Below are 15,319 nucleotides of genomic sequence, written 5' to 3' on the forward strand. Positions count from 1 at the left end.
ATATTGTAGCGAAAATGCGGTCAAACCTCAAGACCTACATAAAGTAGACAATAGCTAGGTACTGCAAAATGCTAGCCAAGATGATAAAGAGGTGCCAAATCATGTGGAAGTAGGGGCGTTTTTTAGCGTAGAAACCAGCCCCAATGGTGTAAGACAGTCCACCAGCCAACATCAAGATCCAGAAGCTGGGACCAGTCTGTTGGACAATCGGTGGCAGAATCAAGATCACCAGCCAACCCATGATCAGATAGAGGGCCAGACTGAATTTTTCATTGACTTTTTTGGCGAAAATCTTGTAGAGGATGCCGAAAATGGTCGTCCCCCACTGGATGATTAAAATGGTATAGCCCAGCCAGTTGTTCATCAAATCTAAAACAACTGGGGTGTAGGAGCCGGCAATAGCGATGTAAATCATGGAATGATCGATAATACGCAAGACATACTTGTGGGTCGAACCGTAGGACATAGAGTGGTAAATGGCGGAGGACAGAAACATGAGAAAGAGACTGATGATAAAGATGGAGGTCCCAGTCGCAGCCAAAAGCCCACCTGTTTCAAAAGAGTGAATGGCAGAAATCGGTAGCAAAATCAGCATGGCTAGGGCAGCAACTGCGTGGGTAACCGCATTGCCGACTTCCTCACCAAAAGAGAGTGGAAGAGAGAGTTTAAAGCTTTGGTTCATGAGGGCCTCCAAGGTAGGATTCTGCTAAGTTGATAGCTTCCTGATAAGCGAGAATGGTTTGGCACACCTTGTCGATTAAGGGATGGACTGGGGCTGATTTCCCTGTCAGACTGGCAACAAAACTATCATAGAGAGCCTGTGAATCCATCTCCTTCCCCAGCTGCTCAATCACCGCATGGATGCTGGCAATTGGGAAGATAGGCTTGCAGATGGTCACAACCAAGAGCCGTGCCAGCTGTCGCTGTCCGTATTTTTTCTTTATAGGTTTGGGAAGATAGCCATGTTTGACATAGTTATTGATCATGGCAGCAGTCAGCGGTTTTTCTTTTAGGGAAATAGCAGAGCTGGTTTGCTGATTGACGTAGAGCAAGACTTGGTCTAAGTAAAGGTCGAGCGTGGGCAGTTGCTCCCAAGTAGGTAAGTTAATCATTTCAATCACCTTTTCATCTAGTTATGATAACTAGATTTTAACTTATAAGGATTGAAAATGCAAGAAAAAGGTCTCTATGATATAATAGTTGCATGAAAATTTTATTACCTAATGCAAAAGAATTAAATACAAACCTTGATAATTTTCCATTTCAACCTTTGTCAGAAGCTAGCAAGCAAGTTACGACCCAACTTGCCCAGTTGTCCCTGGCAGAATTGGCACATTTTTACAAACTCAATGAAGATAGGGCGCAGCTAGAAGCAGATCGGTGGCAACGAATCCTTCATGGTCAGGCCAAGTCTTATCCAGCTTTTCAACTGTACGATGGCCTCATGTACCGCTATATGAAGCGTCGTGACCTATCGGCTGCAGAAGAGCACTATCTAGACAAGCATGTCTTGATTGCGACAGGTCTCTATGGGTTAATCTCGCCTTTTGACCTCATTTCTCCCCATCGATTAGACTTTCAGGGGAGTGTGAAAATAGGCTCCCGCTCCTTAAAACAATTTTGGCGTCAAGCATATGACCGCCAACTAGAAGGAGAAGATTTAGTGATTTCCCTCTTATCATCGGAATTTGAACAAGTATTCAGTCCAGCCCTTCAGAAAAAGATGGTTCGCATCCAGTTTGCAGAAATCCTAAATGGAAAAAAACGAGTCCATTCAACCATTTCCAAAAAAGCAAGAGGGCGAATGGTTTCTCTCTTAGCAGAAAAACAGATCCAGGATTTGAAGGAGGTCTTACGATTGGAAGTTGACGGTTTTAGCTATCAAGCTGATCAATCTAACAAATTTAATATATTATTTACGAAAATTATCAGTAAATAAATGCAAAAATTTCAATTTAACGTTTTCATTTACACAATATTTGTAGATATGCCATTTCCAATGTGATATAATTGGAGTGTTATAGTAAAAGGAAGGTCTATATGAATAACAAGCGAAATCGGAAGAACTCCTCTAAACTTGGCCTCGTTAACAGTGCCTTACTCATCGTGTATGGCTTGTTAGCGGGCTTGTTTCTTATCACAATGTACCGCTACCAAGTGCTTGATTTTCGGGCTATCAACCATGTGGTGACAGGATTGATGGTTGGAGTCTTTTTATTAGGCGTTTTTTTAGTCTTCAAAAAAGCTGCTCGTATTTTCACATGCATCCTGCTGGTGCTAGCCTTACTTGCTAGCTCGTTGGGACTCTATGGTTTGCGAAGCGTTGTCAATCTGTCATCCAATCTAAACTCTTCGTCTAGTTTTACAGAGTATGAGATGAGTGTCATTGTTCCTGCTGATAGTTCCATTACCGATGTCAGCCAACTGACCAGCGTCCTAGCGCCGACTGCCAATGATGCCAGCAACATTGATGAATTGGTAGCTAATGTCAAATCGATGGAGAATTTTGACCTCCCATTGACCCAATCGTCTTCCTATTTAGATGCCTACAATACCATGATGAATGGTGGAGCAGAAGCCATGGTATTGAATGGTGTTTTCTCAGATATTATTGAAACTGAAGTGCCGGACTTTGCTTCCAAAGTGAAGAAAATCTTTACCTATACCATTACAAAAGAAGTCGATGCGAGCAACGAAGAAGTTTCAGGAGACGTGCTCAACATTTACATTAGCGGTATCGATACCTATGGACCGATTTCATCTGTGTCACGTTCAGATGTCAATATCATCATGACGGTCAATATGAAGACCCATAAGGTTTTGTTAACAACTACGCCTCGGGATGCCTATGTAACTATTGCTGACGGTGGTCAAAATCAATATGATAAATTAACCCATGCGGGTATCTATGGTGTGACAGCTTCGGAACATACCTTGGAAAACCTGTATGGAATAGATATCCACTATTATGTCCGACTCAATTTCACGTCCTTCTTGAATTTGATTGATGTAGTAGGAGGAATAGATGTTTATAATGATCAGGCATTCACTAGCACTCATGGGAACTTTGATTTTCCAGTAGGGACTATCCATCTCAATGCAGAGCAAGCTCTAGGTTTTGTTCGGGAGCGTTATTCATTAGCAGATGGGGATGCAGACCGCGGACGCAATCAACAAAAAGTGATTGCAGCCTTGATCGAAAAATTAAGTAAACCTGAGAATTTGACCAACTACCAAGAGATTATCTCAGGTATTGAATCCTCTGTTCAGACAGATATGCCATTGGAAACCATGATGCAACTGGTCAATACACAGATGGAATCAGGTTCTTCTTATTCTGTTGAATCGCAAGATTTGACAGGTACTGGTCGCATGGACTTGCCATCTTATGCTATGCCAACTTCACAACTCTACATGCTTGAAATCAATCAAGATAGCTTGACACAAGTAACTAATAAGATTCAATCAATCATTTCGGGGAATTAACATGCTAGATATACATTCTCACATCATCTTTGGGGTGGATGATGGACCAAAGACGCCAGAGGAAAGTTTGGCTTTATTACAAGAAGCCTATCGCCAGGGTGTCAGAGGAATCGTTGCGACTTCGCACCGGCGAAAAGGAATGTTTGAAACGCCAGAAGAAACCATCTGGCAAAACTTCCGCCAGGTGCAAGAGTTAGCCAAACAAGTAGCAGATGACCTATTTATCTACTATGGAGCAGAGATTTATTATAGTCGAGAATACTTAAATAAACTCGAAAAAAAAGAAATACCAGGCTATGCCAGCTCAGATGCAGTTTTAGTTGAATTTTCAACCAACACACCTTTAAAGGTCATTCAAGAAGCAGTTCGAGAATTACTGGCAATGGGTAAGACACCTGTTCTTGCTCACATCGAACGATACGAGGCTTTAGAGGGAGAATTTGAAAAAATTCAATCCCTCATTGACCAAGGAGCCTATATGCAAATTAATAGTTCCAGTGTCTTGAAAGCCAAAATGTTTGGAGACCGTCATAAGGCCTTTAAAAAACGTGCCAAGCAATTTTTAGATCAGGATTTGGTCCATTTTGTTGCCTCTGATATGCACAACCTATCTTCACGGCCACCTTATATGCAAGAGGCCTATGAATTAATCAGCCAGCGTTATGGCCAAGACTATGCCAAGGATTTGTTTATGAACAATCCCTTGGATTTATTGAAAAATAAGTTGTAAGAATAAGGAGATATTATGAAAAATCAGGAAGAAAATCTATTAGAGATTGATGTTCTCTACCTATTAAAAACTTTGTGGAGAAAGAAGTTTTTTATCATCGTTGCCTCTTTGGTGACAACTGTTATTGCTTTTGTCATTTCAGCATTCTTGATGACACCACAGTTTGATGCAACAACCCGCATCTATGTGGTCAATCAATCGGTTGAAGGTGCGCAGGGCTTGACCAACCAGGAATTGCAAGCCGGTACCTATTTGGTTAAGGACTACAAAGAAATCATCATGTCTCAAGATGTTTTGTCTCAAGTTGAAGCGGACTTGGGGTTGACAGATGATCTTAAAGGGAAAGTTTCTGTTCAAATTCCAGTCGATACCCGTATTGTGTCGATTACTGTTCGTGACAGTGATCCAAATGAAGCAGCTCGCATTGCCAACAGTCTCCGCACCGTTGCAGCGGAAAAAATTATCGAAGTAACCAAAGTGAGTGATGTGACAACCTTGGAAGAGGCTACACCAGCCAAATCACCATCTTCACCAAATACAAAACGAAATTTAGCTTTGGGATTTTTGGTTGGTGCATTTTTGGCTGCTAGCTTTATTCTAATTATGGAAGTTTTAGATGACCGAATCAAGCGTCCAGAAGACGTTGAAGAAAAAATGGGTCTCCCACTCTTGGGTGTTGTACCAAATATTAACAAATTGAAGTAGGAGTAAAACATGTCACATCTTGAATTAGCAAGAAATAAGAAACAATTGGTTAAGAAAACGGAAGAATATTTCAACGCCATTCGGACCAACATCCAATTGAGTGGTGATGGAATCAAGGTAGTGGGGATCACCTCTGTTCAACCAAATGAAGGAAAAAGTACCACTGCAGCTAGTATTGCTATTGCTTTCGCGCGTGCAGGCTACAAAACTATTTTGGTAGATGCAGACATTCGAAACTCCGTTATGTCTGGTTTCTTTAAGCCGAAAACAAAAATTACTGGCTTGACGGATTACCTTTCAGGACGGACAGATTTGTCACAAGGCTTGTGTGAAACGGATGTTCCAAATCTAACAGTCATTGAATCTGGGAATATTTCGCCCAACCCAACTGCTCTTTTACAAAGCAAGAACTTTGACAGTTTGATTGCTACCCTGAAACGTTACTATGATTACGTGATTGTCGATGCTCCACCACTTGGTTTGGTCATTGATGCGGCAATCATTGCTCAAAAATGTGATGCGACAGCGATCGTAGCAGAAGCAGGCACAGTCAAACGCAAGGCAGTTTTGAAAGTCAAAGAACAGTTAGAACAAACAGGAACACCATTCCTTGGTGTTATCTTGAATAAATTTGATACCTCTTTGGAGAAATATGGTTCATACGGAAACTACGGTAGCTACGGAAATTACGGGAAAAAATAGCGTTCCATAGGGAGATTTTGGATGGAAAATAGTAGTAGGAGGCAGTCAAACCTTCTCTTTGTTCAATTAGCTGTTGTGATTTTAGTTGGGATGGTAATTGTAGAACTTCCCTACACAGATATGACGCGTTCTGATTTGATTATTCTAGGATTGATACACTTTTTTGCCTATTACAGTTCTAGAATGGAAGAAAATTTTTGGAACAGGGACGCTATTCGGGAACTGGAAAAAGTTGTCATCTACAATGTTATCTTCTCACTCTCTTTATCCTTCATAGCGTTTATGCTAGAAGAGAATTTTATCATTTCACGTTGGGAAGTCATCTATTTCCTTGTCTTGAATACGATGGGGATCTATCTGATTAACCTCGTATTGAAAGGTCTGCATCAGTCTACGGCAGCCAATCGCTTATTGGTGCTTACTGTTTCAGAACGTTTGGATCAGGTCTTGACCAACTTACAAACACTCGGATTGAAGCCTGAGAATATCGCAGGTATTGTCTTAATGGACAAGGAGCCCAAACAAGTTGGCGACTTGCATTGGGTTCAAGTGGAAGATGCGATTCATTTTGCCAAAACAGAGGCCATCGACAAGGTTTTCATCAATGTTCCAAGCAGTCAGACAGACTTGGATTTGGCTTATTGGATTTCAGAATTTGAAGTCATGGGAATCGAAGTCAATGTGCATGTTAACCTATATGACCTCGATACATTTGGCAGCAAAAAAATTCGCCACTTCGGGAATTTCCACATCATTAGCTTTTCTTCCAATTTTTATTCGATTAGTCATGTGATTTTGAAGCGCATTGTGGATATCATCGGTTCCCTCGTTGGTCTGGTCTTATTTGGAATTGCATATCTTATATTAGCTCCGATCATCAAAAAGGATGGCGGACCTGTTATCTTTGCTCAGGACCGCGTTGGTCGAAATGGTCGTGTCTTTAAGTTTTATAAGTTCCGTTCCATGAGTCAGGATGCTGAAGCGCGCAAATCAGAATTGTTAGAGCAAAATCAAATGCAGGGGGGGATGTTTAAGATGGATAACGATCCCCGCATTACAAAAATTGGCCATTTTATTCGAAAAACCAGCTTAGATGAACTCCCACAATTTTACAATGTACTAAAGGGAGACATGAGCTTGGTCGGAACCAGACCGCCAACGGTTGATGAGTTTGAAGCCTATACACCTAGTCAAAAACGCCGCCTCAGCTTTAAACCTGGGATTACAGGACTTTGGCAGGTTAGTGGAAGAAGCGATATCACCAATTTTGATGAGGTAGTGAAGTTAGACTTGGCTTATATCGATAATTGGACAATCTGGTCTGATGTTAAAATTATCTTATTGACCATCAAGGTCATCCTATTCAGAGAAGGGGCTAAGTAAGATATACTAGCAATCGAAGTTGATTGAAGGAAATCAATTGATTATTTATTTTCTAAAGTAATGACAAACTCTTGGTCTTAATGAATAGCCTTTCGAATGTTCCTTTTGTTGTAGCTTAAGCAACGAAAATAGAGATTCGTCAGAAAGTGAAATAAATACTAATTGTAAGTGAAATTACATGCAATTTGAATTTGGAATAAAATTAATAATATTATTATCTATAGGAGTTGTTAGAGTTGCAGCCTATTCTTTGGTTTGTATACAAATGATATATTGGTGCTATAAGTTTTGCAGATCAGAGAATAATGATAATTTAGGCAGCAATAAACACCAAGCTTCTTTTATAAGAGAACGTTTGTGATATATTAGAAATGAAGTGAAATAAGATATGAAAACAGTTTATATCATAGGAAGTAAAGGGATTCCTGCAAAATATGGAGGTTTTGAAACTTTTGTAGACAAGTTAACGGAAAACCAAAAGAATAAAGACATTAAATATTTTGTTGCATGTATGAGAGATAATTCGGCTAAATCAAGTATCACCGCCGATACTTTTGAATACAATGGGGCAACGTGTTTTAATATCGATGTTCCTAATATTGGTCCTGCTAAGGCGATTGCTTATGACATCGCAGCCTTACGAAAGGCTATTGAATTATCTAAAAAGAACAAAGACAAGCAACCTATCTTTTATATTCTAGCGTGTCGCATTGGACCTTTTATTTCTAAGTACAAAAAAGAAATTCACCAAATGGGAGGGCAATTATTTGTTAATCCTGATGGTCATGAGTGGTTGCGTGAAAAATGGAGTGCTCCAGTACGTAAGTATTGGAAAATATCAGAGTCATTAATGGTAAAATATGCCGACTTGTTAATTTGTGATAGTAAAAATATAGAAAAATATATTCAAAACGATTATCAAAAATATTCACCGAAAACTACTTACATTGCCTATGGGACTGATTTAAGTAAATCAGAATTATCTTCGGAAGATAATGTAGTACGAGAGTGGTATAACGACAAGAACGTTTCTGAAAACAATTATTATTTAGTTGTTGGACGCTTTGTACCAGAAAATAATTATGAGTCAATGATTCGTGAGTTTATGAAATCCAACTCTAAGAAAGATTTTGTTTTGATAACGAATGTAGAGCAAAATGCTTTTTATGACAGGCTCAAAAAAGAAACAGGATTTGATAAAGATGACCGTATCAAATTTGTAGGTACAGTTTATAATCAAGAGCTGTTGAAATATATTCGTGAAAATGCATTTGCGTACTTTCACGGTCATGAAGTTGGCGGCACAAATCCATCATTATTGGAGGCGCTTTCCTCTACAAAATTAAATCTACTTCTTGATGTTGGATTTAATAGAGAAGTTGGTGAAGATGGAGCACTGTATTGGGCTAAAGACAACCTTCATAAAATTATTGAAGAAAGTGAGATTTTATCTCAAGAAGACATTGAACAGATGGACCTGTTATCAACAAAACAAGTACAAGAAAGATTTTCTTGGGAATTTATCGTTGATGAGTATGAGAAGTTATTTAAGTATAGGAGTAAAAAAATCAAAATTATCTAGAGTTATTGGTTCAGCTATGAAGGAAAGTTCCTTTTCCATAGTATTCCGTATTTGCATTAAATCATATTGATAACATTTTATCGACTAAAAAAGTACAAGAAATAGATAAAATCAGAGTTGTAGCATAATCTTAAACTTTATAGTTATAAAAAGAGGTCATTTAGATATTACTAATAGATTCGTATTTTATTGATTATCTATATTCTAAAAAGTTGATCTAATTGTTTTCAAAAATGATACTCTTCGGATAGAACTAACAGTAATTTTATCTTCTAGAGATATGTAGTTCGTTAAAAATATAGTAAAAGTTACGGGGATTTCTCAAGGTTTCAGATAAGATGATGATAGAATTTCTTCACAGATAACTAGAGGAGTTTGACAAAAGAATTTGGAATAGCATATGGTTGTCTAGAATCACCTTTTTAATGTTTAGGTTTGAGTGATTTAATTGCCTCGATTACAAATTTTAATTGTTGTGACATTATATGAGTAGAAAATTTGGTTAAATCTACGGATGTTCTTATTAGAATGAAGAAATTCAGAAGTTAGTCTAAAGTATAAATGTTTTATTAACTTTAAATTACTTATCAGTATATATCAAATTTAAACGTCAACACTACTCACTTCAAAAGTTGACGCTATTTTAAAAATGAGAAAGGCACACCATGAGCTGATTATGAATTGATAGATAGAGATGAGAATCTGAAAATAATATTATTTTAGAAATTAAATTTGTTTTTAAAAGTCGATAATTATGAGAGGAATTAAGAAATGAAACGAGTAATCACTTATGGAACATTTGATTTGTTGCATTATGGTCATATTAATCTTTTGAAACGTGCTAAAGCATTAGGAGATTATCTTGTAGTAGTAATCTCTTCGGATGAATTCAACTGGATTGAAAAACAAAAGAAATGCTATTTTACCTATGAGCAAAGAAAAGCATTAGTTGAGGCAGTTCGTTATGTAGATCTTGTAATTCCCGAAACAAGCTGGGAACAAAAAATAACAGATGTTCATGAGTATCATATTGATACTTTTGTAATGGGGGATGATTGGAATGGAAAATTTGACTTTTTAAAAGAAGAAGGTGTTGAAGTAGTTTATCTTCCGCGGACCCCTGAAATAAGTACAACACAAATAAAAAGAGATCTGAATAAATAATATTTAGGATTGTTACTATTTTATTAAATGATATAAGAGTCGTGCAGATATTATCCATTTTTAAATAAAAAGTGGATTTGTTGGTTTATAATTTATAATTAAGGAAAAATAATGGTTGTATCAAATCCTCTACATCAAGTAGATTTAAAAATTGTAAAAGAAGTTATTAAGATTTGTGAAGAATATAATTTATCCTACTATGCTTTGGGTGGGACTATGCTTGGTGCGATTCGACATAGAGGTTTTATTCCTTGGGATGATGATATTGATTTAGGAATGCCACGCAAGGATTATGAAAAATTTCTGAAAGTTGCTCCTATCAGATTATCCGAAGAGTTAAAAATTGTTAATTATAAGAATACACCTGAGTACCAATACTATATTACAAGGGTTTTGGATACAACCACTCAAGTTGTTGAAGAAAGGATAGGAAACAGTAGTAAGTACACACATGCATCAATTGATATTTTTCCTATTGATGGTACACCTAATAACATAATTTTAAGAAAAATTTATTATTTAAGAGTACTCTACCATAGAGCAATGATGTCTTTATGCTATAAAGATTCTATTGATCGAAAAAGAAAACGTGGTTTTGCAGAAAAAATTTTACTTGGTATTTTAGAAAAAATCCCAATTGAAAAGATCACAAGTCCTTATAAAGAGAAAGAAAAAATCGATAAATTGCTTTCAAAACAAGATATTGAATCTTCTAAGTTAATAGGTAATATTATGGGAGCCTATCGAACAAGAGAAATTGTTCCTAAAGAGTGGTATGGAGAAGGAACAAAGTATCAATTTGAGGATATCAAAATAGTTGGACTAGATATGTATGATGAATACTTAACTTATACCTATGGTGACTATATGCAACTGCCATCTGAGGATTGTCGAAAGACACATTTTAAAGTTATTAATATTGAGGAAAAGAATGGTAAGTAAAATAAAAAAATTTTCTAAAATTTTTAAAAAAGTTAATGGATTTACTATCATCAAGCAATATGCAAATTCAGGTGTCCTATTTTTTGCATTATTGCAAATAATAACTCAAGGTACTTCAAAAAAATCTTTAGAAATTGTTAGAAATTCTGTTGACAATAGAATTATAAATCGATTAAGAAGACAATATTCAAAAGATGCCCTGAAGATAAAATCAATGCTTGATTCTAAAGAATTTTCTTATCGTAAGGACAATGTTGTATGGGTTTGTTGGTTTCAAGGAATTGAAAATGCTCCGGATATTGTAAAATCATGTATTGATAGTCTCAGAAATCACGTTTATAACAAAGAAATAATTGTTATTTCTTGTGAAAATTATAGAAAATATATTACATTTCCTGAGAAGATTCAAGAAAAAGTGGATAAAGGTATAATTTCCGGTGCTCACCTTTCCGACTTGTTAAGATTAGAGCTATTGACAAATTATGGTGGAAGCTGGGTTGATGCAACAGTTTATTTTTCGGATGATAACTACCCAAATTTCATTTTTGACTCAGATTTTTTTCTCTATCAAAAATTAAAACCGGCTCTAGATGGGAATCCGCTAGTAATTTCTAATTGGTTTATTACTTCAAGAGCAAATCATCCGTTACTTCTGATGACAAAAGAATTATTGTACTCATATTGGTCAAAAAATAATAGAATTATTCATTATTTTATTTTCCACATGTTTTTTCAAATTGCAACTGAACATTATCCAGCTGATTGGAATGAAGTGATACCTTCATCAAGTTCAGCTCCACATTCTTTGTTGCTAAGGCTATTTGATGATTATAATGAACATATTTGGAATGGAATAACAACTCAAACTTCAGTTCATAAATTAACTTATAAGTTTACTAAAGACAACATACAACAACTTGACACTTTTTATAGAAAGATTATTAGGGAATATTAATGAAAGCAAGAGTTATTGCGTTTTACTTACCACAGTTCCATCCAACCCCCGAAAATGATAAATTTTGGGGGAAAGGATTTACAGAATGGACAAATGTTGCAAAAGCAAAACCATTGTTTAGAAAGCATAATCAACCTCGTATACCTGCTGATTTAGGATTTTATGATTTGAGGATGCCTGAAGTTAGAGAACAACAAGCTGAGCTTGCGAGAGAAGCAGGAATTGAAGGTTTTTGTTACTGGCATTATTGGTTTGGAAATGGTGTCCAAACCTTGGAAAGACCCTTTAACGAGGTATTGGCATCTGGAAAACCAGATTTTCCATTTTGTTTAGGATGGGCAAATCATAGCTGGACAACTAAAACATGGGATAAAAATAAGAGTAAATCTCAGGATTCAATGATATTTGAACAAAAATATCCAGGATTATTTGATTACGAACAACATTTTTATCATGTTTTACCAGCTTTAAAGGACGAACGTTATATAACTGTAGATGATAAACCATTATTTTATATTTGGAATCCTAAAGAAATTCCAGATTCTCGAGAATTTATTTCTTTATGGCAACGATTAGCAAAAGAAAATGGACTACCAGGGATTTATTTTGTTGCAAAAGTAGACCCACTCGGGACTCTTGGAGTCAAAAATATTAAAAATGTTGAGGAACAATTTATGCCCGCATATCAAAAAGTTTTAAGTTTAGGATACGACGGTATAAATTCTCATACATTAAAATATGCAGAGTTGAAAGCAAATGGCACACTTAAGAAAGTTTTTCATGCTGTAGGACGAAAATATCTTAACTCTATGTTTATTGAGAAATATAAATATAGAGATATTATAAGAAATTTTAATACTGCCGAAGATTCAGTTGAAAATATCTATCCACAACTTATCCCTGGAAGAGATCGTTCACCTCGATCTGGTAGGACTGCAGTAGTATATTATGAAAGTACCCCATCTGAGTTTAGACAAGCGATAAAAAATGCGATTGAGTGTGTAAAGGATAGAAATCCAGAACATCGTTTAATTTTCTTGAATTCTTGGAATGAGTGGGCTGAGGGGGCTTACTTAGAGCCAGATACGGTTTATGGAAAAGAATTTTTGAAAGTTTTAGGAGAAGAGTTGAAACAATGATGATTAATCCATTGATATCAATTATAGTACCTGTATATAACCAAGAACTATACTTATCTACTTCACTAGAATCTATAATAAATCAGACATATTCAAACATAGAAGTTATTATAGTAAACGATGGGTCAACAGACTCAAGTCAATCAATTATTGAAAACTATGCTAGTAAAGATAGTAGAATAAGATATATTCAACAAGATAATGGTGGTTTGGTGGCTGCTACACTTGCAGGTATTAAGCAAGCAAGTGGTGAATACATTGCATTCTTAGATCCAGATGACAGATTAGGTAATGATTTTATTAGTAATTTTGTTGAACAGTTAGTTGATGAATTTGACATTGTAGCTATGGGATATTACTTAGATAAAAAAGGTAAATTGTTGCCATGTTATTTAAAGCAAACCAAAGTATATGAAGGTATAGATTTAGAGGAGTCAAAAAATTCTTATCTTTTTGAAGAAGGAACAGTAGAAGTTTCTTCAAAATTTTTCATTTCGAGATGGAATAAACTCTATAAAAAAACAGTAATAGATAAAATTGTTCCTCAATTTGAGACATGTAAAAATATCACTTTAGGTGAGGATTCTATCTTTACTGCATTGGTTTTAAGAGCTAGTAAATCTGTATGTGTTTTGGAAGCTCCAAATTCGTATTTTTATAACATAGGTAACCAAAACTCTATGATGAAATCAAGTGCTGCTCAAAAGACAATTGAAAAAAGTAAAGTAGCATTTGAAAAATTAAATTCACTAAATTTTGTTTCAGAAGAACAATCTTTGGCATTATATTATTTTTTAATTGAGAATACATTTCAACGCTTAAAATATAGTTCTCAAATAGATTTTATTAGTTTTTACAATACATTAAAATTTGATAATTTATATCAAAAGGCGTTATCACTGATAATAAATAATAAAATCGATAAGAAAAAGTTACTTGAGTTAGAGCTCAGAAGACGAGTATCTGGAAGAACATATATTAGAATTAACCAATTTTTTGAGAATTCAAAAAAAGAGGTGAGAAAAATTATTAAAGAGCTTCCGTTATTTTTTGAGGATTTCACAAAAGTAGGTTATACAAAAGCTTTAAAATTATTCCAACATCGCCAAAAAAGGCAAAATGCTTTTGATGATATGTATAATCAGACATCAGAAATCGAAGAGCAAATTCAGCCAATATTAGATAAATATAAATCAGGAAAAACTGATTTTTCAAATTCAACAATCGAAAGAAATATTTTTGTATTTTGGTGGGATGGTTTTGAGAATGCACCACTACTTGTTCAAAAATGTTTGGATTCAGTAAAGCATTTTAACCCATCTGCAAAAATAATAGAAATATCAAAAAATAATTTTGTTGAGTATACAGATATAAATCCTATAATATTAAAAGCGTTTCAAAATGGAGATATTTCAATTCAAACTTTCTCTGATATTCTAAGATTTAATTTATTAAAGAATCATGGAGGGGCATGGATTGATTCAACAATTCTTTTTCTTGATTATTATGATATTTTTGATAATTTGAAAGAGAATTCATTCAACTCTATTTGTTTCTCCTCAAGTAATAGCTTTTATGAATATAAGAATGTAAGTTGTACATGGTCAGGGTATTTTATTGCTTCTAGAAAAAATGCTCATTTTGTCACAGTTATGAATAATTTATTCGAAGAATATTACTTAAAGTATGGTAATTTTCCAATTTATTTCTTTATAGATGTATTATTTATGATTTGTAAAATAAATAAACTAGATAATGATGTATTATCTAAAACAGATAATGTAATTGGTGATATGTTCCTACTTGCAAATTTGTATAAAATGAAATTTAATAAGTATAGCCTTAGATTGTTAAAAGAAGTGCCACAAAAGCTTTCTTGGATGTATAGTACTCAAGCAAGTACTGATGATAATTTTCTAAAAGAACTATTTAAAGGTTAGGAATAAATGAATCATAAAGTGATTAATAAATTTTTGAGACCATATTTAATTTTGGATAAAATTTTATGGTTACTTGAAAAGAAAAAATTTAATAGTGTTGGAAAAGGAGTATCAATCGGAGCATCTTTTGATTTTTACGGACACAAATATATAAATATTGGCAATAATGTATTGTCAAGAAATGGTTTAAAGTTACATGCTTGGAAAGAGTATAAAGGAAAAATTATTTCTGAAAATCCGAATTTAACAATTGAGGATAGAGTATCATTTGGAGATAATTGCTATGTGACTTGTTCAAATAGTATTAAAATTGGGCAGGGGACTTTAATCGGAGATAATGTGTTTATTACAGACAACAATCATGGTAAGAGTGATAAATTTGATATTACATTACCTCCAGCTGAAAGAGACATTTATAGTAAAGGTTCCGTAGAAATTGGAGAAAATGTTTGGATTGGAAGAAATGTTAGTATTATGCCAGATGTCAAAATTGGTGATGGTGTTGTAATTGGTGCAAATTCAGTTGTAACAAAAAATATTCCCCCATACTGTATTATTGCAGGGAGTCCTGCAAAAATTATTAGAAAGATA

Annotated in this window: 14 protein-coding genes and 2 pseudogenes; 14 read left to right on the top strand and 2 right to left on the bottom strand. The window is 34.9% G+C overall.

The window, feature by feature from the left end; genetic code table 11:
* Window positions 1-34: 34 nt before the first annotated feature.
* Window positions 35-682, bottom strand: a complete 648-nt coding sequence (gene trhA / locus PXH68_RS02935) for a PAQR family membrane homeostasis protein TrhA (RefSeq protein WP_248027518.1) — start codon at window positions 680-682, stop codon at window positions 35-37.
* Window positions 666-1,112, bottom strand: a complete 447-nt coding sequence (locus PXH68_RS02940) for a DUF1836 domain-containing protein (RefSeq protein WP_248027516.1) — start codon at window positions 1,110-1,112, stop codon at window positions 666-668. Before PXH68_RS02940 ends, trhA begins: the two co-directional genes overlap by 17 nt.
* Window positions 1,113-1,204: 92 nt before the next feature.
* Here PXH68_RS02940 and yaaA point away from each other — a divergent pair, with 92 nt between their 5' ends.
* The 14 genes and pseudogenes from yaaA to PXH68_RS09880 form a co-directional block, all read left to right on the top strand.
* Entirely contained in the window at window positions 1,205-1,939 is a 735-nt protein-coding gene (gene yaaA / locus PXH68_RS02945) for a peroxide stress protein YaaA (protein WP_248027515.1), read from the top strand.
* A gap of 101 nt (window positions 1,940-2,040) precedes the next feature.
* A complete protein-coding gene (gene cpsA, locus PXH68_RS02950) occupies window positions 2,041-3,486 on the top strand; it encodes an LCP family glycopolymer transferase CpsA (RefSeq protein WP_248027513.1) in 1,446 nt (481 codons plus the stop codon).
* Window position 3,487: 1 nt separating this feature from the next.
* Window positions 3,488-4,216 (top strand): CpsB/CapC family capsule biosynthesis tyrosine phosphatase, encoded by a 729-nt coding sequence (locus PXH68_RS02955; protein WP_248027511.1) that lies wholly within the window; start codon window positions 3,488-3,490, stop codon window positions 4,214-4,216.
* 15 nt (window positions 4,217-4,231) lie between these two features.
* On the top strand, window positions 4,232-4,921 hold the full coding sequence (locus tag PXH68_RS02960) for a Wzz/FepE/Etk N-terminal domain-containing protein (RefSeq protein WP_248027510.1): 690 nt from the start codon (window positions 4,232-4,234) through the stop codon (window positions 4,919-4,921).
* 9 nt (window positions 4,922-4,930) lie between these two features.
* Window positions 4,931-5,623: a tyrosine-protein kinase gene (locus PXH68_RS02965; protein WP_248027507.1), complete on the top strand. Its 693-nt coding sequence runs from the start codon at window positions 4,931-4,933 to the stop codon at window positions 5,621-5,623.
* 21 nt (window positions 5,624-5,644) lie between these two features.
* Complete coding sequence (locus PXH68_RS02970; protein WP_248027505.1) at window positions 5,645-7,006, top strand: sugar transferase; 1,362 nt, start codon at window positions 5,645-5,647, stop codon at window positions 7,004-7,006.
* 388 nt (window positions 7,007-7,394) lie between these two features.
* Entirely contained in the window at window positions 7,395-8,588 is a 1,194-nt protein-coding gene (gene cps2T, locus PXH68_RS02975; protein ID WP_248027503.1) for a beta 1-4 rhamnosyltransferase Cps2T, read from the top strand.
* Window positions 8,589-9,359: 771 nt separating this feature from the next.
* Window positions 9,360-9,752 carry a glycerol-3-phosphate cytidylyltransferase gene (gene tagD / locus PXH68_RS02980; protein WP_248027500.1) on the top strand — a complete coding sequence of 131 codons (393 nt, stop codon included), beginning with the start codon at window positions 9,360-9,362 and terminating at the stop codon, window positions 9,750-9,752.
* A 111-nt stretch (window positions 9,753-9,863) separates the two neighbouring features.
* On the top strand, window positions 9,864-10,694 hold the full coding sequence (locus PXH68_RS02985) for a LicD family protein (protein WP_248027499.1): 831 nt from the start codon (window positions 9,864-9,866) through the stop codon (window positions 10,692-10,694).
* Window positions 10,684-11,649 (top strand): capsular polysaccharide synthesis protein, encoded by a 966-nt coding sequence (locus tag PXH68_RS02990; RefSeq protein WP_248027497.1) that lies wholly within the window; start codon window positions 10,684-10,686, stop codon window positions 11,647-11,649. The genes PXH68_RS02985 and PXH68_RS02990 overlap by 11 nt, the downstream gene beginning before the upstream one ends.
* Window positions 11,649-12,788: a glycosyltransferase WbsX family protein gene (locus PXH68_RS02995; RefSeq protein ID WP_248027495.1), complete on the top strand. Its 1,140-nt coding sequence runs from the start codon at window positions 11,649-11,651 to the stop codon at window positions 12,786-12,788. Before PXH68_RS02990 ends, PXH68_RS02995 begins: the two co-directional genes overlap by 1 nt.
* Entirely contained in the window at window positions 12,785-14,728 is a 1,944-nt protein-coding gene (locus PXH68_RS03000) for a capsular polysaccharide synthesis protein (RefSeq protein ID WP_248027493.1), read from the top strand. Before PXH68_RS02995 ends, PXH68_RS03000 begins: the two co-directional genes overlap by 4 nt.
* 6 nt (window positions 14,729-14,734) lie before the next feature.
* Window positions 14,735-15,034: pseudogene (locus PXH68_RS09875) on the top strand (hypothetical protein); the annotation flags it as partial.
* A gap of 114 nt (window positions 15,035-15,148) precedes the next feature.
* Window positions 15,149-15,316 (top strand): annotated as a pseudogene (locus PXH68_RS09880) (DapH/DapD/GlmU-related protein); the annotation flags it as partial.
* Window positions 15,317-15,319 lie beyond the last annotated feature (3 nt).

Origin of the sequence: Streptococcus sp. 29896 (assembly GCF_032594915.1) — a bacterium.
Classification (GTDB): Bacteria; Bacillota; Bacilli; order Lactobacillales; family Streptococcaceae; genus Streptococcus; species Streptococcus suivaginalis.

What these genes read in the sequence shown, in the direction of transcription:
- PXH68_RS03000 (WP_248027493.1), top strand. Translation starts at nt 12,785, where the DNA reads ATGATGATTAATCCATTGATATCAATTATAGTACCTGTATATAACCAA.
- PXH68_RS02990 (WP_248027497.1), top strand. Translation starts at nt 10,684, where the DNA reads ATGGTAAGTAAAATAAAAAAATTTTCTAAAATTTTTAAAAAAGTTAAT.
- PXH68_RS02965 (WP_248027507.1), top strand. Translation starts at nt 4,931, where the DNA reads ATGTCACATCTTGAATTAGCAAGAAATAAGAAACAATTGGTTAAGAAA.
- PXH68_RS02955 (WP_248027511.1), top strand. Translation starts at nt 3,488, where the DNA reads ATGCTAGATATACATTCTCACATCATCTTTGGGGTGGATGATGGACCA.
- cpsA (WP_248027513.1), top strand. Translation starts at nt 2,041, where the DNA reads ATGAATAACAAGCGAAATCGGAAGAACTCCTCTAAACTTGGCCTCGTT.
- tagD (WP_248027500.1), top strand. Translation starts at nt 9,360, where the DNA reads ATGAAACGAGTAATCACTTATGGAACATTTGATTTGTTGCATTATGGT.
- PXH68_RS02940 (WP_248027516.1), bottom strand. Translation starts at nt 1,112, where the DNA reads ATGATTAACTTACCTACTTGGGAGCAACTGCCCACGCTCGACCTTTAC.
- cps2T (WP_248027503.1), top strand. Translation starts at nt 7,395, where the DNA reads ATGAAAACAGTTTATATCATAGGAAGTAAAGGGATTCCTGCAAAATAT.
- PXH68_RS02995 (WP_248027495.1), top strand. Translation starts at nt 11,649, where the DNA reads ATGAAAGCAAGAGTTATTGCGTTTTACTTACCACAGTTCCATCCAACC.
- trhA (WP_248027518.1), bottom strand. Translation starts at nt 682, where the DNA reads ATGAACCAAAGCTTTAAACTCTCTCTTCCACTCTCTTTTGGTGAGGAA.
- PXH68_RS02970 (WP_248027505.1), top strand. Translation starts at nt 5,645, where the DNA reads ATGGAAAATAGTAGTAGGAGGCAGTCAAACCTTCTCTTTGTTCAATTA.
- PXH68_RS02960 (WP_248027510.1), top strand. Translation starts at nt 4,232, where the DNA reads ATGAAAAATCAGGAAGAAAATCTATTAGAGATTGATGTTCTCTACCTA.
- yaaA (WP_248027515.1), top strand. Translation starts at nt 1,205, where the DNA reads ATGAAAATTTTATTACCTAATGCAAAAGAATTAAATACAAACCTTGAT.
- PXH68_RS02985 (WP_248027499.1), top strand. Translation starts at nt 9,864, where the DNA reads ATGGTTGTATCAAATCCTCTACATCAAGTAGATTTAAAAATTGTAAAA.